Annotated in this window: 18 protein-coding genes; 8 read left to right on the forward strand and 10 right to left on the reverse strand. The window is 67.4% G+C overall.

Annotation, left to right across the window (positions count from 1 at the left end; all coding sequences use genetic code 11):
• The first annotated feature begins 347 nt into the window (after nt 1–347).
• Nucleotides 348–872, forward strand: coding sequence for a histone (locus KUD94_RS14735; RefSeq protein ID WP_370625859.1), 525 nt, complete (start codon nt 348–350; stop codon nt 870–872).
• A gap of 82 nt (nt 873–954) precedes the next feature.
• Here the strand turns inward: KUD94_RS14735 and KUD94_RS08840 are convergent, their stop codons facing one another.
• The 7 genes from KUD94_RS08840 to KUD94_RS08870 all read right to left on the reverse strand — a co-directional run bounded on the left by KUD94_RS08840 (nt 955) and on the right by KUD94_RS08870 (nt 7,584).
• The gene (locus tag KUD94_RS08840) at nt 955–1,851 is read right to left on the reverse strand and encodes a carbohydrate kinase family protein (protein ID WP_218236745.1); all 897 of its coding nucleotides are present in this window, start codon (nt 1,849–1,851) and stop codon (nt 955–957) included.
• Nucleotides 1,852–1,873: 22 nt separating this feature from the next.
• Nucleotides 1,874–3,442 (reverse strand): zinc-ribbon and DUF3426 domain-containing protein, encoded by a 1,569-nt coding sequence (locus tag KUD94_RS08845; protein ID WP_218239245.1) that lies wholly within the window; start codon nt 3,440–3,442, stop codon nt 1,874–1,876.
• 47 nt (nt 3,443–3,489) lie between these two features.
• Complete coding sequence (gene prmA / locus KUD94_RS08850; RefSeq protein WP_218239246.1) at nt 3,490–4,377, reverse strand: 50S ribosomal protein L11 methyltransferase; 888 nt, start codon at nt 4,375–4,377, stop codon at nt 3,490–3,492.
• A gap of 25 nt (nt 4,378–4,402) precedes the next feature.
• Complete coding sequence (gene accC / locus KUD94_RS08855) at nt 4,403–5,752, reverse strand: acetyl-CoA carboxylase biotin carboxylase subunit (protein WP_218236747.1); 1,350 nt, start codon at nt 5,750–5,752, stop codon at nt 4,403–4,405.
• A 57-nt stretch (nt 5,753–5,809) separates the two neighbouring features.
• Entirely contained in the window at nt 5,810–6,277 is a 468-nt protein-coding gene (gene accB / locus KUD94_RS08860) for an acetyl-CoA carboxylase biotin carboxyl carrier protein (RefSeq protein WP_218236749.1), read from the reverse strand.
• A 111-nt stretch (nt 6,278–6,388) separates the two neighbouring features.
• Nucleotides 6,389–6,976 carry a TlpA disulfide reductase family protein gene (locus KUD94_RS08865; RefSeq protein ID WP_218236751.1) on the reverse strand — a complete coding sequence of 196 codons (588 nt, stop codon included), beginning with the start codon at nt 6,974–6,976 and terminating at the stop codon, nt 6,389–6,391.
• Nucleotides 6,973–7,584: a hypothetical protein gene (locus KUD94_RS08870; protein ID WP_218236753.1), complete on the reverse strand. Its 612-nt coding sequence runs from the start codon at nt 7,582–7,584 to the stop codon at nt 6,973–6,975. The genes KUD94_RS08865 and KUD94_RS08870 overlap by 4 nt, the downstream gene beginning before the upstream one ends.
• Nucleotides 7,585–7,742: 158 nt before the next feature.
• On the opposite strand from KUD94_RS08870, the gene mpl reads away from it, so the two are divergent.
• Both mpl and KUD94_RS08880 read left to right on the forward strand, forming a co-directional pair.
• Nucleotides 7,743–9,140 carry a UDP-N-acetylmuramate:L-alanyl-gamma-D-glutamyl-meso-diaminopimelate ligase gene (gene mpl / locus KUD94_RS08875; RefSeq protein WP_218236755.1) on the forward strand — a complete coding sequence of 466 codons (1,398 nt, stop codon included), beginning with the start codon at nt 7,743–7,745 and terminating at the stop codon, nt 9,138–9,140.
• Nucleotides 9,141–9,164: 24 nt separating this feature from the next.
• Nucleotides 9,165–10,175 (forward strand): hypothetical protein, encoded by a 1,011-nt coding sequence (locus tag KUD94_RS08880; RefSeq protein WP_218236757.1) that lies wholly within the window; start codon nt 9,165–9,167, stop codon nt 10,173–10,175.
• A gap of 22 nt (nt 10,176–10,197) precedes the next feature.
• Here KUD94_RS08880 and KUD94_RS08885 read toward each other — a convergent pair whose 3' ends face one another.
• Nucleotides 10,198–10,773 carry a YceI family protein gene (locus KUD94_RS08885; protein WP_218236759.1) on the reverse strand — a complete coding sequence of 192 codons (576 nt, stop codon included), beginning with the start codon at nt 10,771–10,773 and terminating at the stop codon, nt 10,198–10,200.
• Nucleotides 10,774–10,928: 155 nt separating this feature from the next.
• Nucleotides 10,929–11,765: a DMT family transporter gene (locus KUD94_RS08890; protein ID WP_255569189.1), complete on the reverse strand. Its 837-nt coding sequence runs from the start codon at nt 11,763–11,765 to the stop codon at nt 10,929–10,931.
• A gap of 327 nt (nt 11,766–12,092) precedes the next feature.
• Between KUD94_RS08890 and KUD94_RS08895 the strand changes: the two genes are divergently transcribed.
• On the forward strand, nt 12,093–12,896 hold the full coding sequence (locus KUD94_RS08895) for an IPTL-CTERM sorting domain-containing protein (RefSeq protein WP_255568676.1): 804 nt from the start codon (nt 12,093–12,095) through the stop codon (nt 12,894–12,896).
• A 933-nt stretch (nt 12,897–13,829) separates the two neighbouring features.
• Nucleotides 13,830–14,951 carry a glycosyltransferase gene (locus KUD94_RS08905; protein WP_255568677.1) on the forward strand — a complete coding sequence of 374 codons (1,122 nt, stop codon included), beginning with the start codon at nt 13,830–13,832 and terminating at the stop codon, nt 14,949–14,951.
• A gap of 147 nt (nt 14,952–15,098) precedes the next feature.
• Here KUD94_RS08905 and glmS read toward each other — a convergent pair whose 3' ends face one another.
• Nucleotides 15,099–17,003 (reverse strand): glutamine--fructose-6-phosphate transaminase (isomerizing), encoded by a 1,905-nt coding sequence (gene glmS, locus KUD94_RS08910; protein ID WP_218236761.1) that lies wholly within the window; start codon nt 17,001–17,003, stop codon nt 15,099–15,101.
• Between the two features lie 149 nt (nt 17,004–17,152).
• Here glmS and KUD94_RS08915 point away from each other — a divergent pair, with 149 nt between their 5' ends.
• From KUD94_RS08915 to KUD94_RS08925, 3 genes are all read left to right on the forward strand, one after another.
• Nucleotides 17,153–17,629, forward strand: coding sequence for an Lrp/AsnC family transcriptional regulator (locus KUD94_RS08915; RefSeq protein WP_218236762.1), 477 nt, complete (start codon nt 17,153–17,155; stop codon nt 17,627–17,629).
• Nucleotides 17,630–17,764: 135 nt separating this feature from the next.
• On the forward strand, nt 17,765–18,736 hold the full coding sequence (locus KUD94_RS08920; protein ID WP_218236764.1) for a DnaJ C-terminal domain-containing protein: 972 nt from the start codon (nt 17,765–17,767) through the stop codon (nt 18,734–18,736).
• A gap of 1 nt (nt 18,737) precedes the next feature.
• Nucleotides 18,738–19,070, forward strand: a complete 333-nt coding sequence (locus KUD94_RS08925) for a chaperone modulator CbpM (RefSeq protein WP_218236766.1) — start codon at nt 18,738–18,740, stop codon at nt 19,068–19,070.
• Nucleotides 19,071–19,077 lie beyond the last annotated feature (7 nt).

The raw sequence follows: 19,077 nt of genomic DNA on the forward strand, positions 1-19,077 counted from the left end.
CTGGCAAGGCTGGTGTGCTTTTCATTCTGAAGCACAGCTTTCATAATCCGTGCGTGATGGACAGCAGCACCACGATAGACATGCCACTGCAAGCCCGTGCTGATCGCATGGCTCTCCAAGCCAAGGCCGAGCGCCGCGCCTCAGGGCGTTGAATCACCCCGCCATGGTTTTGCGCCACCCATCCACCACGCATTTCACGGCGCCCCCGTCCCCTGCCATGCAAAGCCATGCAACAGGTGCGGGGCGTTTCCATATTCGTGACCCCAGGCAGCCCGCCCGGTGGCCATGGATCGCTGCATGCGCCATGCAAGCAGGCAGTGCTCTTTGCTAATCGACTCAAGGAGAACATGATGGCAACTGCGAAGAAGCCCGCCGCGAAAAAGGCGGCACCAGCGAAGAAGGCTGCACCTGCAAAGAAGGCAGCAGCGCCGGCGAAGAACGCCGCCGTGAAGAAGGCCGCCGCGCCCGCGAAGAAGGCCGCGCCGGCCAAGAAGGCGGCAGCACCGGCGAAGAAGGCCGCGGTGAAGAAGGCAGCGCCGGCCAAGAAGGCAGCGCCCGCAAAGAAGGCTGCGGCACCGGCAAAGAAGGCCGCGCCCGCCAAGAAGGCGGCGACGCCGGCCAAGAAGGCAGCGGTGAAGAAGGCCGCTCCCGCCAAGAAGGCCGCGCCCGCAAAAAAGGCGGCGGTGAAGAAGGCGGCGCCGGCCAAGAAGGCCGCAGCACCGGCCAAGAAGGCGGCGCCGGCAAAAAAGGCCGCAGCGCCGGCCAAGAAGGCCAGCGCAAAAAAGGCCGCTCCCGCCAAGAAGGCGGCGCCGGCCAAGACGACGCTGAACCCGCAAGCCGCCTGGCCCTTCCCGACCCAGAGCAAGCCCTGAGCGTTGGAGCACCGACCTGACCCTCCGCGGCCACCATGGCCCGGAGGGTTTTGTCTTTGCGCCTTGCCTGCCGTAGCAGAGCTCAGGCGACGGAAAAATCAAGCGTGTAGTTCTGCGGCCCGTCGTGCGCCACCTTCAGCGCGCCCATGCGGTTGCCGAGCTGCGCGCAGCGCTCAAGCGACCAGCCGCGCTCCAGGCCATAGAGCAGCGCGCCGCGCCAGGCGTCGCCGCAACCCGTAGGGTCGCGCACCTCGCGCGGCTTTGCGGCGGCAAGGGTCTGGCTCTGCCCCTGCTCCCAGACTTCGCAGCCCTGCGCGCCCAGCGTGACGAAGAGACCGCGCACCTGGCGCGAAATCTGCGCCTTGCTCCAGCCGGTGCGCTCGCACAGCATCTGGCCCTCGTAGTCGTTGACCGCGACCCAGCTCGCCAAGCCCACGAAGCGGCGCAAGGTCTCGCCATCAAACATGGGCAGGCCCTGGCCCGGGTCGAACACGAAGGGGATGCCGGCCGCAGCCATTTGCTCGGCGTGCTCGAGCATAGCCTCGCGCCCATCGGGCGCGATGATGCCCACGCGCACCGCCTCGTCGGCCAGCACGCGGTTGCGGTGCGCCAGCGCCATCGCACCGGGGTGGAAAGCAGTGATCTGGTTGTTGTCGCGGTCGGTCATGATCATGGCTTGCGCGGTATAGACCTCGCTGAGCACTTGCACCGCGTCGGTGCGTATGCCCAGCGTGCGCAGCCGCTCGAGATAGGCCTCGCCGTCGCTGCCCAGCGTGGCCATGGGGCGCGGGTCGCCGCCGAGCAGCTTGAGCGCGTAGGCGATGTTGCCGGCGCAACCGCCAAAGTCGCGGCGCAAGCCCGGCACCAGAAAGGACACGTTCAGGATGTGCAACTGCTGCGGCAGGATCTGGTCGGCAAAGCGCCCCTCGAATCCCATGATGGTGTCAAATGCCAGCGATCCGCAAATCAGTGCAGCCATGTCAATTCGTAGTCCTTGCAAGTCAGGGATAAAAAGCGAGCAGGCGATAGCCGCTCACGCGTGCGGCGTCGGCATGCAGGCGCAGCTGCAGACTACCGCTCCATTCGCCGTGTGGCGCAAGCTCTACAGGCGCATCCAGCTCCTGAACAGATAGCACGCGACGCAGCACGGGCTGCTCTTGCGCATCGAGCAGCGTGAGCTCGAAGGCCGGCATCGCCAGCGCCACCGGGGCATTGTTGCGCACCAGCAGTTGCAGCGCGTAGCTTGCATCGCCCGCGTTCTGGCGCACGAAGGACGAGCCTTCGATGACGACGTCGGCAATGCGCCGCAGCGGCGCCACGCGGCAGGCGAGCGGCGCGCACAGGCGCTCCAGCCAGGGCCGAGCCTCGGGGTAGCTGGCGGCGATCCGGTCGCGTTCGTGCAGCGCCAGCTGCAGCGACAGCAGGCCCACGAGCGCGAGCAAGACCAGAAACAGAAAGCCACGCACCAGCGGCCGGCGCCAGAAGGCCTTGCGCCGCGCCGAGCGCACGAAGTCAAAATCATCGGCGTCGGGCCTGGCGGACGGCGGGGGCTGCGTCTGCGCCGCCGGAGCACGCGCCGATGCGGCTTGGCCGGCGGGTGCGAATGCTTCGGACTGACGCGCAGTGTGTGGCTGGGGTTCGAGCGTCCAGGGCGGTTGCGCCTGCATGCCGGCGGAGACCAAGGATTCGGCGGTGTCTTCCGATTCCGGCTCGGGTTTTGAGTCCAGTTCCGACTCCGGCTCCGCTTCTGCTTCGGGTTCTGGCCCGGACTCCAGCTCCGAATCAGACCCGGCTTGCATCTCGGCTTCGTGTTCCGGTCTCCGCTCTGGCTCTGGCTCCGGCTCGAGCTCGATATCCGGTTCAGGGTCAGGCCCGGGCGCTGCAGGATTCTGTTCCGGCATCTGCGGCCCGGGCGTCAGCGTCTCGTCCCAGGTCGGCTCCATCCGAGCTTGCAGGGCTTCGGCCTGCGCCGCCAGTACGCTCGCTTGCCGATCGGCATCAGGCGGCGACCGCGGCTCGGGTTCGGGCGGCGCGGGAGCACGCGCTGCAGCGTCCTCCTGGGACTGCGGCTGCGCCAGCGGCGCGAGTGCAGGGGCCTGCGGCACATCGGCCGCTGCCTCGTGCGCGGGTTCTGCGGCGCGCGCTGCTCCCCGGTTTGCAAAGAGCCCGGCGGTGCTATCGGGCGCAGCAAATGCCCGTGGCGCCGCCGCTTCAGCTTGCGTCGGCCCGGCAGCACCCGTGCCAGGCACGAAGTCGTGCAGGCGGGCGCGCCAGCCCGTTGCGCCGGCCGTGTGTGCAAGCGCATCGGCCGCTGGCCGCAGCCCCGGCGCTGCAACGGTCGCCCGGGCTGCGGCTGCGGCCGGGGGCGGTGTGTCGCGCGTGAACTCGGGCGGCAGCGACAGCAGCGGTTCGGCCGCCGACGCGGGCGCAAAGTCTTCGACCAGGCCTTCGAAGGCGTCAAAGATTTCCTTGCAACGCCCGCAGCGCACCCAGCCCTCGGCCAGACGCAACTGATCCGAGACGACCTTGAACGAGGTCTTGCAATGGGGGCAGCGCGTGATCTGGCTCATCGGGCAGCGATTGTAGAAAACGCCTCTGCAGCCGCCCGGCCCGCGCCTCAGCGGCGTGCGCTCATGAGTATCCAGCCGTCCTCCTGGTCTGCTACCTCCAGCGCCAGCCAGGGAGCGTAGGCCTGGCGCATCTCGTCGGCCTGGCGCTCGAGAATGCCGGCAAGCACCAGCCAGCCGCCATCGGCCACGTGCGCGCACAGCAGGGGCGCGAGCACCTTGAGCGGCGTAGCGAGGATGTTGGCGAGCACGGTTCCGTAGGCACCCTGGGCGAGTTCGGGCGTACCGGCATTGAGCTGCAGGTCATTGGCCCGGGCGTTGGCGCGCGTGGCCTCTACTGCGGCCTCGTCGATGTCTACCGCATCGATCTCGCGCGCGCCAAAGCGGGCCGCGCCCATGGCGAGGATGCCCGAGCCGCAGCCGTAATCGAGCACCCGGTGCGCGCCCACATGCGCGGCGTGCGCGGCAATCCAGCGCAGGCACATGCGCGTGGTCGGGTGCGTGCCGGTGCCAAAAGCCATGCCCGGATCCAGCCGCAGGGCAAGCCGCGCCTGCGCGGGCGCCTCGTGCCAGGTAGGGACAATCCAGAATTCCGGCGTGATCTGCACCGGCGCGAACTGCGCCTGCGTGAGGCGCACCCAGTCCTGCTCGGCGACAGGCGCCACACCGATCAGCGTGCAGTCCGCAAAGAATTCCTGCAGGGGCAGCAGCGCTGCGGCTTCGTCCGCAGCTTCGCGGCTGGCGAACAGCGCGCTCACGCGGCTGCGCTGCCAGCCCTGCTGGGGCGCGGGCATGCCGGGCTCGCCGAACAGCGGGCGTTCGTGCTCCGTCAGGGCGTCGGCGTCTTCGACCGAGACACTGAGCGCGTCCAGCGCATCCAGCGCCTCGCTCAGCGGCTCCACGCGCGCTTCGGGGCAGAGCAGGCGCAGCTCGAACAAACCCATCGCGCGTGGTCGGCCGTGCTCAGCGCTTGCGCGCGGCCAGCCACTCTTCAAGATAGTGGATGCTGGTGCCGCCGGCGACAAAGCGCGCGTCCACCATGAGCTCGCTGTGCAGCGGGATGTTGGAGGAAATGCCCTCGACCACGGTCTCGTTGAGCGCGGTGCGCATGCGCGCCAGCGCCTGCTCGCGCGTGTCGCCGTGCACGATGATCTTGCCGATCATCGAGTCGTAATTGGGCGGCACGTAGTAGTTGGTATAGATGTGCGAGTCGACGCGCACCCCCGGCCCGCCCGGCGCATGCCATTTGGTGATGCGCCCCGGCGAGGGCGTGAACTTGTAGGGGTCTTCGGCGTTGATGCGGCACTCGATGGCGTGACCGCGCACCTGCACGTGCTTTTGCGCAAAATCGAGCTTCTCGCCGGCCGCCACCATGATCTGCCAACGCACGATATCGACGCCGGTGATCCATTCGGTCACCGGGTGCTCGACCTGCACGCGGGTGTTCATCTCGATGAAATAGAACTCGCCGTTTTCGTACAGGAATTCGAAAGTCCCCGCGCCGCGGTAGCCGATCTTCTTGCAGGCGCTCACGCAGCGCTCGCCGATCTTCTCGATCTGCTTGCGCGGTATGCCCAGCGCCGGTGCCTCTTCGACCACCTTCTGATGGCGCCGCTGCATGGAGCAGTCGCGCTCGGCCAGATACACCGCGTTCTTGTGCTTGTCCGCGAGGATCTGGATTTCGATGTGGCGCGGGTTCTGCAGGAATTTTTCCATGTAGACCGCGGGATTGCCGAAAGCCGCCTCGGCCTCGGCCTTGGTCAGCTGCACGGCGTTGATCAGCGCCGCCTCGGTGTGCACCTCGCGCATGCCGCGCCCGCCGCCGCCGCCCGCGGCCTTGATGATGACTGGGTAGCCTATGCTCTTGGCGATCTTGCGCCACTGCGCGGGGTCGTCGGGCAGCTCGCCGTCGGAGCCGGGCACGCAGGGCACGCCGGCCTTGATCATCGCCCGCTTGGCCGAGACCTTGTCGCCCATCATGCGGATGTTCTCGGGCGTCGGGCCGATGAACTGAAAGCCGCTTTGCTCCACGCGCTCAGCAAAATCGGCGTTCTCCGACAGAAAGCCGTAGCCAGGGTGAATGGCTTCTGCGTCCGTGACCTCTGCGGCCGAGATGATGGCCGGCATGTTGAGGTAAGACTGCGCCGAGGGCGCGGGGCCTATGCACACCGCCTCATCGGCAAGCTTGACGTACTTGGCGTCGCGGTCGGCCTCGGAATAGACCATCACCGCCTTGACGCCAAGCTCGGCGCAGGCGCGCTGTATGCGAAGGGCTATCTCTCCCCGATTGGCGACCAGAATTTTCTTGAACATGGCGTCCTTGTGCTTGGCTGGTCGGGCGGCGGGGGCAAGCCCTGGCGCCCGGACACATCACTCGATGACGAACAGGGGCTGGCCGTATTCGACCGCCTGGCCGTTTTCCGCGAGCACGCGGGTGATGACGCCGCTCTGGTCTGCCTCGATCTCGTTGAGGATCTTCATGGCTTCGATGATGCACAGCACGTCGCCCTCCTTGACGTGGCTGCCCACATCCACGAAGGCCGCGCCGCCCGGGCTCGACGAGCGGTAGAAAGTGCCCACCATGGGCGACTTGACCACGTTGCCCGGCATGCTCTCCGGCGCCGGGGCACTTTCCGGCGCCGCCGCCGGGGCCACCTGCGCCGGCGCCTGCACGACCGGCGCGGCCACCGTCTGCACCGGCATGGGCAGCATCTGCGCGGCGGGCACGGCGCCGCTCTTGACGATGCGTACCTTGCCCTCGGCCTCGGTGATTTCCAGTTCGGAGACGTTCGACTCGGAAACGAGGTCGATCAGCGTCTTGAGTTTTCGCAAATCCATGAATAATCCAAAATGATGCGAACAGGCGTCAATTTACCGCAATCTGCGCTGAACAGACAAATATTTGCGGAATTTTCCGGCGTGCTCGGAGAGTGCGAGCGGTGCTGCGAATCACAGGGCAGTGCGCCACTGCTGCAGGTCGTCGTCTGAAAGTTCGCCGATTTTACGCTCGGCGATCCGGCCGTTCGGGGCAAATAAAACGGAGAAGGGCAAACCGCCGCCCGGATTGCCCAGACCGCGCACCAGCGCCAGGCCCGCAGCCCCCGGCAAGGCCTGCGGAAAACCCAGCGGTGTGCGCTGCAGAAAGCCGCGCACGCTGTCGAGCTGATCGATGGCCAGGCCCAGCACCTGCCAGCCCTGGGCCTGGTGCGCCGCGTGAAAAGCATTCAGGCGCGGCAACTCCTGCACGCAGGGCGGGCACCAGGTAGCCCAGAAGTTGAGCAGCAAGGGCCGGCCGCGAAACGCCGCCATCTCCAGCAGCGTGCCATCGGGGCTCTCGAAGCGCGACGCCCAGAACTGCGCCAGCGCCTGTTCGTCCTCGCTGCGGGGGCTGAAGCGCCACCACGCCAGGCCCGCGCCCGTGGCGGCCGCCGCCAGACCCACGCCCAGCAGCATCCAATGCCGGCGCGAAGGGCTCGCGGGGCCGACGCCGCCCGGGGCCGGGGCGCCCGGGGCTTCGCTGTGCTCTTGCGCATTCATGGTGCGAGCGTAGCAGACCCGCCGCCCTGCAAGAGGCGCTGCACCGCCACAATGTCGCCGCGCGGCAGGCGCCCGCGCGGGTCGGTGCGCAGCGCGCCGCGCAGGTCATCGAGGTCGTAGATCAGCAGGTGCACCCAGACGTCTTCATTGAACTCGGCCAGCCTGGCCGGTACTGCAAGGGCATCGACCCGCTCGCCGCGCAAGCCGGTAGTAGTGTGCGGCTCATAGCTTTGCTGCAGGTTGATCAGGGCGATTTCGGCCGATTTCGGGTCGTCGCAGAACAGCGAGATCACCACATCGCTGCGCCGCGTGGCCGTACCCCACCAGACCGCGCCGCCAAGATAGGGGCGAAAGGCCTGCATGCGCTGCATCCACACCAGCGCCAGCTCGCGCAGCGCACGCAGCTCGTCCGGCTGGGTGTCGGCGTGAAACAGCGCGATGTGTTCACGCACCGCGTCTTCCAGCTGCAGGTTGTCGGGCAGCGGGGTACGCGCCGGCAGACCCAGCTCGCGCAGCGCCCGACGCTTGGCGCTGCCCCAGTCCATGCCTTCGTCCACCGCCAGGCGGGCGGCCGTCTGCAGGATCTCGGTGTGGTGATCGGCGCGCATGCGCCACAGGATGCCACAGCCACGGCGCAGCGGCGCCCAACCCGGCGAACCCCAAGGCAGCGCAATATCACTTTGATAGCTGTTTGCGCTTGACCCGCAAGCGTTTTCGCCCGATTTTGCTTGAAATTGCAGACAGATGGGCCGCTTAGAATCGACGCATGCACATCCACATTCTTGGCATTTGCGGCACCTTCATGGGCGGCGTGGCGGCGCTGGCGCGCGAGGCGGGACACCGGGTGACCGGCTGCGACGCCGGCGTCTATCCGCCGATGAGCGAGCAGCTGCAAGCGCTCGGCATCGAGCTGATCGAAGGCTATGGCGCCGACCAGTTGCGGCTCAAGCCCGACGTATTCGTGGTCGGCAACGTCGTGAGCCGCGCTCACCTGGCCGACGGATCGCCCAGATTCCCGCTGATGGAGGCGATCCTGGACGCCGGCCTGCCCTACACCAGCGGGCCGCAGTGGCTGGCCGAGCACGTGCTGGCCGGCCGCCACGTGCTGGCCGTGGCCGGCACCCACGGCAAGACCACGACCAGTGCCATGCTCGCCTGGCTGCTCGACGCCTGCGGCCTGGCGCCCGGCTTCCTGGTGGGCGGCGTGCCGCTGAACTTTGGCGTTTCGGCGCGCCTGGGCAGACAGGCGGCGGGCCAGGCGCGGCCGCTGTTCGTGATCGAGGCCGACGAATACGACACCGCCTTCTTCGACAAGCGCAGCAAGTTCGTGCACTACCGCCCGCGCACCGCGGTGCTGAACAACCTTGAGTTTGACCACGCCGACATCTTCCCGGACCTGGCGGCGATCGAGCGCCAGTTCCACCACCTCGTGCGCACCGTGCCGCAGAGCGGGCGCGTCGTCGTCAACCGCGACGCCGAAAGCCTGGAGCGCGTGCTCGCGCAAGGCGTGTGGAGCGAGGTGACCGGCTTTGGCAGTGCCGCCGGCGACTTTCGCGCCCGGGGCGAACCGCACGACTTCGAGCTGCTGCGCAGCGGCCAGAGCCTGGCCCGCGTGCGCTGGAAGCTGACGGGCATGCACAATCAGATGAACGCCCTGGCCGCGATCGCCGCCGCCGAACATGTGGGCTTGGCCCCCGCGCAGGCGGCGCAGGCGCTAGCGGGCTTTGAAAACGTGCGCCGGCGCATGGAGCTGCGCGGCACGGCGGGCGGCATCACGGTCTACGACGACTTTGCCCACCACCCCACGGCGATGCGCACCACGCTCGACGGCCTGCGCCGGCGCCTGCCGCCGCAGGCACGCATCCTGGCGGTGTTCGAGCCGCGCAGCAACACCATGAAGCTGGGCACGATGAAGGCGCAACTGCCCTGGGCCCTGGAGGCCGCAGACCTTGCTTTTTGCCACACCCAGGGCCTGGACTGGGACGCCGCCGCCGCGCTCGCGCCCCTGGGCCCGCGCGCGCGCACCAGCGCGGACTTGAACGCGCTGGCGGCGCTGGTGGCACAGGCGGCGCGGCCGGGCGACCATATCGTGTGCATGAGCAACGGCAGCTTTGGCGGCATTCATGCGATGCTGCTTCAGGCGCTCGCGCCATCGACCACCTGAATTCTTCTTCGCAAGCCTTCGAACATGCCCATCTACCGTTGCAACCACTGCGGCTTCATTTCCGAGGAAGCCAATGCCGCGATCGGCGCTTCCATGTCCTGCGCCCGCTGCGGCACGGCGGCCACCGTGTTCGGCACGGTGTTCTACGTCGAAAAGCTGGTCGAGCGCTACTTCGCCGCGATGCGCGAACTCAAGGCGCTGCGAGAGGTCGAGGTCGAGATCGACACAACTTCGCAAGCGCCAGCCGAAGTGGTGCCAGGTGAAACCGACGCGCTGCGGGACGTGGACTTGAACAACACGTCGCTGCTGGCCACGGCCGAGCAACACGCACCCTTGCAGCAGTGGTTCGCCAGTCATCAGATCGAAGCGCGGTTCAATTACGCATTGGCCGATACCAGCGGTTTTTTCGACGACGCTGCGCAATTGATCGGTGAGCGTCACGAACTCTTTGGCGAACTGATCGAGCGCGTGCGCTGGGCCTACCGCAAAAGCCACACCTGGGTGAACCTGGAGTTGGGCGGTCTCGCACAAAAAGACGCGCAAGCCATCAACGCGCTGTGCCGCCAGCTTTACGGCCACACGCTCTTCGCGCGCTACTACTACCAGAAGCCCGAGAAAATCGTTCGATTGACGCTGCAAGGCGCGACCGCAGTGCGCCAGTTTTTCGACGGCGGCTGGCTCGAGTGGTACGCCTTCATGGTGTTGATCCGGCAGTTTCAGGAGAGCAACAAGACCTTTTCCTGCGCACGCGGCGTCAAGGTCGTCTTTCCCAATGAAGATTTGCACGAGCTGGACGTCGTCGGCCTGCCTGCCGGGCAAGCACCGGTCTGCATCGAGTGCAAATCCGGCGAATTCCGCCGCGACATCGAAAAATACGTGCGCCTGCGCAAGCGCCTGGGGCTGGACAAGAGTCGCTTCATCCTGTGCGTCGCCGACCTGAGCGAGGAGCAGGCGGCGGGTTTGTCAGGGATGTACGACCTGAGCTTCGTCAACCTCCGGGGGCTGGCGGCGCATTTGCAGCACGTGCTCGCCTGAACTCAGGCACGCGGCATGCTCATCACTGCCTGAACGCCTCTATCGTCGCGGTGATGCGAACGCTCTTGGGCATGCCCACGGCCACCAGGTAGTCCATGCCCCACTCGGTGCGGTCGATCACCGCCTCGAAGTCGCCGCCGCAGGCCTCGGTCTTGGCGCGCTTGTTCGGGTAGCACTTGAACTGCAGCGCCTTGAGCGTCAGCGGCCGGGTCTGGCCAAGCAGTGTGAGCTGGCCCGCTACCTGCACGAGCCGCTCGCCCTCGAAGTCCATCCGGTCGGCGACGAAGCGCATGGTCGGGTACCTCGCCACGTCGAACAGATCTGGGCTCTTCAGGTGCTCGTCAAAACCCCTGGAGCCGCTGTAGATGCTGTTCGTGTCCACCGTGATGTCGAACTGCCCGGCCTTGGCGGCGGGGTCGAACCGGATGGAGCCACTCACCGCGTCGAAGCGTCCGCGGTTGACCGAGGCGCCGTAGTGGTCGATGGCAAAGGTGACGTAGGTGTGGTCGGCGTCGACCTGGTAGCTGGCGGGTTCGGCCTGGGCGGCGCCCATGCCCAGCGCGAGCGCGGCAACAAGCAGGCAAGCGGTCTTCTTCATGGCGAACAGTCCTCGTGGCAGGCGCACTGGGCGCGGTCGTCGGTGCGGGTCTGAGTGCAATGGATGGGGGCGGGGAAGCGATGTTCAATGCCGCCCGCACATTTGTTTGATCTGCATCAGCAAAGGCATGCGCGATGGGCGCTTGCACCGCCTGCTCAGCGCTTTTGCCGCAGGCCCATGCCGCTCACGATGATGAGGCCGCCAAGAATGAGCGCGATGCCCAGGCTCTCGGCCGCGTCGGGGCGCTCGCCCAGGAAGGCCCAGGCCATCAGGATGGCAGTGACCGGCACGCACAGGCTGGACAGGCTGGCCACCGTGGCGGGCAACCGGTCGATGATGAGAAACCACAGCACCCAGGCCAGGCTGGACGCGAGCACCGCCGCATACAGCAAGCCCAGCACCATGCCGGCAGTCCACTCGATAGCACGCTGGGGCACGAGCCAGGCCACCAGCGCCAGCATCAGGCTGCCCAGCAGCATCTGCCAGGCCGTGAAAGACAGCGCCGGCGGATGGTGCAACTCGAACATGCGCTTGGTCAGCACCGTGCCCAGGCCCCAGAGGCCGCCGCCGGCCAGCGCCAGCAGCGTGCTCTGGCTGCTGCCCAGCGCATGCCAGGGCTCGATGATGAACACCAGGCCGACGACGGCCAGCGCGATGCCCAGCCACTGGCGCCGGCCGGGGCGCTCGCGCAGCAGCCACCAGGCGAACAGCACCGACCAGAACGGCATGGTGTAGGCCAGCATGGACACGCGCCCGGCGCCGCCGCTGACCAGCGCCCACTGCGACAGCCCCTGGAAGGCCGCCGTCTGGCACAGCGCCACCGCCAGCGTCAGGCCCAGCGGCGGCGGCCTGAGCGAGTGCCCGCGCAGCACCAGCACGGCAAACAACACCAGCGCGCCCAGGCCAAAGCGCAGCGCCGCAAAGTCGAACGGCCCGGCCCAACGCATCACCTGCTTCATCACGATCCAGCTGTAGGCCCAGATCGCGACCATGAGCGCCAGCGCCAGCAGCGCGCCGCGGCGGCTGCCACACAACGAGCGGCTGCCACCGAGCGCTTGCACCGCTTGGGTTTCGATGTCTGATGGGCCTGGCATGGTCGATGGAGCACAAGCATGTCGGTCAGAGGCTGGCGTCCCGGCTCCATCCGGCGTGCGAAAAGATCACCATTGTCCGCGCGACGGCGGCCGGCTGGATCGGTGATGCGCTCCGCCGCCGGCAAAGCATCGTCAACGCGCGTAAACTCGGCCGACCTCACGGGAGAAGGCCACGTCGTGACGTTGACCCGCAAGGCTGCAGCGTAAACACGATGTCTCGCCGATGTGCGCGGCGTCGTCATCGCTGATCCTCAAAAAACAAAAAACAAAAAACAAAAAGCAAAGAGACCCATGCCTTCGCCGTGTCGCAAAATTCTGGCCGTGGCCATTCTCTCCCTGGGCTTGGTCGCCCCTGTATGGGCGCAGTTCGTGGTGCCCGCCGGATCGGCATTTGACGTGCCCGCCGGAGGGGCCTTCGATACGGCGTGCACCTCTGTGGATGTAGCTGGCTCGCTGAATGTGCACTCCGGCACCTTTTCCACCAGCAGCAACTTCACCATTGCAACGACGGGAACGGTCGATGACACGGCAGGCACCCTCAAAGTTGGGGGCGACTTTTCCGTCAACGGCACTTTCAGTGCGGGCACGGGCACGGTGATCCTCACCGATGGCTGCACGGGCAATACCACGACGCTTCATGGCCCCGTGGTCTTCCACAATCTCACGCTGAGCAGCAGCACGGGGCGCACCTTCGTGATTCCGGCAGGCACCCAGGTGACCGTGCTGAACACATTGACGCTACAAGGTCAGCCCGGGCAGGATATCCAGGTGGTGTCCTCGGGCGGCGGCACGGCCGTCATCAGTCTGGCGCCTGGCGCCACCGTTCAGCGCAACCATGCCGCAGTCGCGGGCAATGTCCAGGTCGGGGCTGCGGTGCCAGCGGCGCACGGTATCCCGACCTTGAGCGGGTTCGGCCTGATCCTGCTTTCCCTGTTGCTGGGGCTCGTTGCTCTGGCGTATTCGCGCCGCAGCACTCCGCTGCCCGCAAAAAACAAGTTCAACGTCGACCTGCCGAAATCCCAGCCATGAAATACCTGTCCCAACCGCTGCGCCTGGTTGCAGCACTGAGCGCCGCCTATGCGCTTCAAGTCCCGATGGCCTTTTCAGCCGACATCTCCGCCACGGTCCCCAGTGGCGGCGGCTTTGTCGTGAAGGATGCCTCCGGCGCACACGAACGCTTCAAGGTTCAGGACAACGGTGAGGTGCTGGTTCCCGGCATCAGCAGCGCGCCTGCGAACGGCCAACTCACCTGCTTTGACGGGCCCAGCGGCCGCCTGGGTCCATGCGCCGCAGGGGCGGGCAGCGGGCCTACCGGCGCAACCGGACCGATCGGCGCCACGGGAGCCACTGGAGCTACCGGTGCCCAAGGAGCCACCGGTGCCGCGGGTGTGACCGGAGCCACCGGAGCAGCGGGTCCGACAGGGCCCACCGGCGCGACAGGCGCTGGCGCAACAGGCGCCACCGGAGCGACTGGCCCAGCGGGCGCGACAGGCGCCATCGGAGCCACAGGCCCCACCGGAGCCACCGGCGCTACAGGTCTTACCGGAGCGCCGGGCCCTGCGGGCGTCAATGGCGCACAAGGCCCGACCGGTGCAACAGGAGCTGTGGGCGCAACCGGAGCGACAGGGGCGATTGGTCCCACGGGCGCAACAGGCCCAGCTGGTTCGGCGACGATCAGCTTGACGGAAACCAATGCAACCGACACGTGTTCCGGTGGGACCAAGGCAGTTACTGCCACATGCTCTGCAGGAAGTGTCGTCAGCGGTGGCTGCGAAGTCAGTAACGTGGCCGACTCCTTGATCGCGGTCAGCAAACGCGCATCCGCCAATTCTTGGACATGCACGTTTTCCTGCGGCGCCGCCAATACGGTTCATACCTATGCCTATTGCCAGTGACCAGACTGTCGCGCATGCGCCTTCAGCGGGCGTGTGAACGGATGGCAACACCACGCCATCAGCTTCCATGGTCATGCAATGGCCCGAGGGACTGACCGAGCACACGCCCCTGCCGCCAATGCATGGCATTTGCCTCAACATGATCGTCAAGGACGAGGCGCCGGTCATCGCTCGCTGCCTCGCCTCGGTCAAGCCCTGGGTAGACCACTGGGTCATCGTGGACACCGGCTCCAGCGATGGCACCCAAACCCTCATCCGCAGCTTCATGAGCGACGTGCCCGGCACACTGCACGAGCGACCCTGGAAGAACTTCGCGCACAACCGCAACGAAGCCCTGAGACTGGCCCGGTCGTATGGCGACTACCTGCTCTTCATCGACGCGGACGAGCAGCTGCGGGTGCCGCAGGACTTCTCATGGCCCCCATTGAACGCCGACGGCTATACCCTGAGCTGCCTCATGGACGGCTGGGAATACCAGCGCAACAGCCTGATCGCCACGCGCGTGGATTGGTATTGGGAGGGCGTGCTGCATGAATACCTGACCGCCGCAGAACATGGCCCCTGGCAGCGCTTGCAGGGGCCGGTGATTCATGTGTCGCACGACGGGGCACGCGCACGCGACCCAGGCACCTACGCGCGCGACGTGGCCCTGCTGGAGCAGGCGGTGCGCGATGACCCGCAGAACGCGCGCAACGTGTTCTATCTTGCGCAGAGCTGCCGAGATGCCGGCCAGCTGGAGGCCAGTCTGCACTGGTACCAACGCCGCGTGGACATGGGCGGTTGGGACGAAGAACGCTGGTATGCGCTGTTCCAGATCGCCCTGCTGCACGAGCGCCAGCAAGCAGCGAGCAGCATCGTTCGCGAGGCTTATCTCGCCGCCTACGCAGCACGGCCCCAACGGGCCGAACCGCTTTGCGAGCTGGCACGCCATTGCCGCGAGCACGGCGAATACGCGCTGGCCGCCCTGTTTGCCTTGCAAGCCTCGCAAATACCGCAGCCGCCCGACATTCTGTTCGTCGACACGCAGGTCTACGCCTGGCGCGCGCTGGATGAATTGGCCGTCAGCGCCTTCTACACGCCCCACCGGGGCGCGGGGCGCGCAGCCCTGCAGCAACTGCTGCTGCAGCGCCGCTATCCGGCTGATCACGCCGCGCGCATCGAGGGCAACCGCAGGTTTTACGAGCTGTGAGAGGCGCCGCTCCGCCGCCTCCGTCTTGACGCGGAAACAAGAGAACTTGTGTCGCGGCATCGACTTCGCTGCGCGAAGCGCGCCGCGACCCCACCGCGCAACCGGTGCGCTGCACGCCGCGACTGCGCCACCCCAAGAGTGCGCCGCTCATTCCACCGTCACGCTCTTGGCCAGATTGCGTGGCTTGTCCACGTCGGTGCCGCGCGCGCAGGCGGTGTGGTAGGCGAGCAGTTGCAGCGGCACCACGTGCAGCAGCGGACTGAGCTGGCCGTAGTGTTCGGGCATGCGGATCACGTGCATGCCCTCACTGCTTTCGATCTGGGTGTCGGCGTCGGCCAGCACGTAGAGCACGCCGCCGCGCGCGCGCACCTCTTGCAGATTGCTCTTGAGTTTTTCCAGCAGCGCGTCGTGCGGCGCTACCGCCACCACCGGCATGCTGCTGGTGACCAGCGCCAGCGGCCCGTGCTTGAGTTCGCCGGCGGGGTAGGCCTCGGCGTGGATGTAGCTGATCTCCTTGAGTTTGAGCGCGCCTTCCAGCGCGATCGGGTAGTGCAGGCCGCGGCCCAGAAAGAGCGCGTTCTCCTTCTTGGCGAATTCGTCGGCCCAGCCCATGATCTGCGGCTCCAGCGCCAGCACCGCCTGCAGCGCCAGCGGCAGATGGCGCATGGTCTTGAGCTGCGCCGCCTCCTGCTCGGGCGTGAGCCGGCCCTTGGCCTGGGCCAGCGCCAGGGTCAGCAGGAACAGGCCGGCCAGCTGCGTGGTGAAGGCCTTGGTGCTGGCCACGCCGATCTCTACCCCGGCGCGCGTCACGTAGGCGAGCTTGCATTCGCGCACCATGGCGCTGGTCGCAACATTGCAGATGGTCAGCGTGTGCTCCATGCCCAGGCTTTGCGCATGGCGCAGCGCGGCCAGGGTGTCCGCGGTTTCGCCGCTCTGGCTGATGGTGACCACCAGCGTGCGCGGGTCGGGCACGCTGGCGCGGTAGCGGTATTCGCTGGCCACCTCTACCTGCGTCGGGATGGCGGCGATGTCCTCGAGCCAGTATTTGGCGGTGCAGCCGCTGTAATAGCTGGTGCCGCAGGCCAGGATCAGCACGCGGTCTATCTGCTTGAACACCCGCCAGGCAGCGGCGTCGGCGCCGTCGAAGAGCTCGGGCACGATGGCTTCGATGCCGTCGAGCGTGTCGGCAATGGCGCGCGGCTGCTCGAAGATTTCTTTCTGCATGTAGTGGCGGTACGGCCCCAGCTCGGCCGCGCCGCTGTGCGCCGCCACGGTGCGCACCGGGCGCTGGTCGGCCGCAAGCGGCCGGCCGGCGCGCGTGGTGATCCAGTAGCGGCCGCTCTGCAAGTCCACCAGATCGCCCTCTTCCAGATAGACGATCTGGTCCGTCACGCCGGCCAGCGCCATGGCGTCGCTGGCCAGGTAGTGCTCGCCCGCCTGCGTGCCCGTGCCCACGCCCAGCACCAGCGGCGAGCCGGCGCGCGCGCCTACCACGCGCTGCGGCTCGTCCTTGTGGATGACGGCGATGGCGTAGGCGCCGCGCAACTGCCCCACGGCCGCCTGCACCGCGGCAAACAGGTCGCCGTCGTAGAGGCTGTCGATGAGATGGGCGATGACCTCGGTGTCGGTCTGGCTGGCGAATTCGTAGCCGTGCGCGCGCAGCTGGGCGCGCAGCGCCTCGTAGTTTTCGATGATGCCGTTGTGCACCAGCGCCACGCGGCCGCCGCGCGTGGTGTCGGCCGGCGCCACGTTCGGCCCGTAGCTGGCGTGCGGATGGGCGTTGAACACCGCCGGCGCGCCGTGCGTGGCCCAGCGGGTATGGGCAATGCCGGTGGCGCCTTGCAGTGACTCCTGCTGCACCTGAACCATGAGCTCGGCCACCCGGGCGGTGCTGCGCGCGCGGCGCAGGCCGCCCGCGCCCGTCTGGCCCAGGCTGGCTTCATGCACCGCCACGCCGCAGGAGTCGTAGCCGCGGTATTCCAGCCGCTGCAGCCCCTGCACCAGAATGGGAACGATGTTGCGCGACGCAACGGCCGCCACGATGCCGCACATGCCTGAACCCTCACGATGAATCGCAATAGGCCGATGCTAGGGCGAGGGCGTGTTTATTGCAGGTCTTTTTTCGGCGTGTTTTGACTGAAAATTGCACCAATTCCGGATAATGCAATTAACGTGCATTTTTCTTTTCAGAACGAAATTTCATGTACACGCCCGATGCCACCGATCTTGCCCTGCTCGCGCTCTTGCAGCACGACGCCACGCCCAGCAACCAGGCGCTGGCGCAGGCGGTGGGCATCTCACCCGCCACCTGCCTGCGCCGGCTGCGCACGCTGCGGCGCGAGGGTTTGATCGAGCGCCAGGTGGCGCTGCTCTCGCACGACAGGCTGGCCGCCGCCCTCGGCCATGGCCTGGCCGCGATCGTCGAGCTCACGCTCGACCGCCAGGGCGCCGAGTGGCTTGATGCCTTTGAAGCGCGCGCCGTGGCCGAGGCGGCGGTGCAGCAGTGCTGGCGCGTCTCGCCCGGGCCGGACTTCGTGCTGGTGCTGCAGCTGCGCGACATGCCGGCCTACCAGGCGCTGGCCCAGCGCCTGTTCACCCAGGACGCCAATGTGCGCAACGTGCGCACCTTCTTTGCCACGCGGCGTGCAAAATTCGAGACAAATCTGCCTTTAGCGTAGGACCATCAAGCGCTGGCAGCTATTTTTTTCATAGTATCAGCGGACGACTTTGCCGCCTTGCCCTTGACCTTGGGGTGCTTCGCCGTAATCTGTGACGGATGCATCGCCGCTCAGGCGCAGCGGCAGGGAGCGAGCATGGAGTTCAAGGACTACTACAAGATTCTGGGCGTGGCACGCGACGCCGGCAGCGACGAGATCAAGAAGGCCTACCGTCGCCTGGCGCGCAAATACCACCCGGACGTGAGCAAGGAAGCGGACGCAGCGGCGCGCATGGCCGAGGTCAACGAAGCCAACGCCGTGCTCTCCGACCCTGAAAAGCGCGCCGCCTACGACGCGCTGGGCAGCGCCGGCGCGCACGCCGGTGCCCAGGGCTTTCGCCCGCCGCCCCATTGGGACGCAGGCTACGAGTTTTCCGACGCGCCCGGCGGCGCCGGCGGCATGGACGAGGCGCAGTTCAGCGACTTCTTCGAGCAGCTCTTCGGCCGCGCCGCGCAGGCGCGCCGGGGCCAGGGGCGCGCCTCGGGCAGCAGCGCCCAGCGCGGAGCCGACCACCATGCGCGCATCGAGCTGGACCTGCGCGACGCCTACCAGGGCGGCGAGCGCCTGCTCACCCTGCAGGGCGCGCGGCTCGACGCGCAAGGCCATCTGGTGCACGAAGAGCGCCAGGTGCAGGTCAGCATCCCCAAGGGCGTGCGCGAGGGCCAGCTCATCCGCCTGAGCGGCCAGGGCGGACCGGGCCTGAACGGCGCGCCCGCGGGCGATCTGTTCCTGGAGGTGTTGTTCAAGCCCGACGCGCGCTGGCGCACCCAGGACCGCGACGTCTACCTGAGCGTGCCCGTCGCGCCCTGGGAGGCGGAGCTGGGCGGCCCGATCGAGGTGCGCACCCCCGGCGGCGCCACCGTGCAGGTGACGGTGCCCGCGCGCTTCAAGAGCGGGCGCAAGCTGCGCCTGAAAGAGCGCGGCATTCCGGCGGCCACGCCGGGCGACCTCTATCTGGAGCTGCAAGTGGCATTGCCGCCCGCCGAAACCCCGGCCCAGCAGCAGGCCTACCGCGCCCTGGCCGAGGCCTTTCCCCAGTTTGCGCCGCGCACCGCGGCAGGAGTCTGAGATGTCGCAAGCCACCGAACTGCACCGCGCGATGATGCAAATCCTGGACGACAGCGCCTGCCTGAGCGTGCAAGAGTTGGCCCACGCCACGCAGATGCAGCCCGAATGGGTGCTCGAGCGCCTGAGCGCCGGCCTGCTGCAGGGCGAGCTGCACGGCGGCCAGTGGCGCTGCGTGGGAACTACCGTGGTGCGCGCGCGCCGCCTGGCGCAACTGGAAACCACCTTCGACGCCGACCCGCAACTGGCGGCCCTGACCGCCGACCTGATGGAAGAAGTGGCGCAGCTGCGCCGCCAGCTTGAGCAACTGCAGCGGCACCTGGGCGAGGCGCTCTGACCGCGGC

It is taken from the genome of Comamonas sp. NLF-1-9, assembly GCF_019195435.1.
Lineage (GTDB): Bacteria > Pseudomonadota > Gammaproteobacteria > Burkholderiales > Burkholderiaceae_C > Comamonas_C.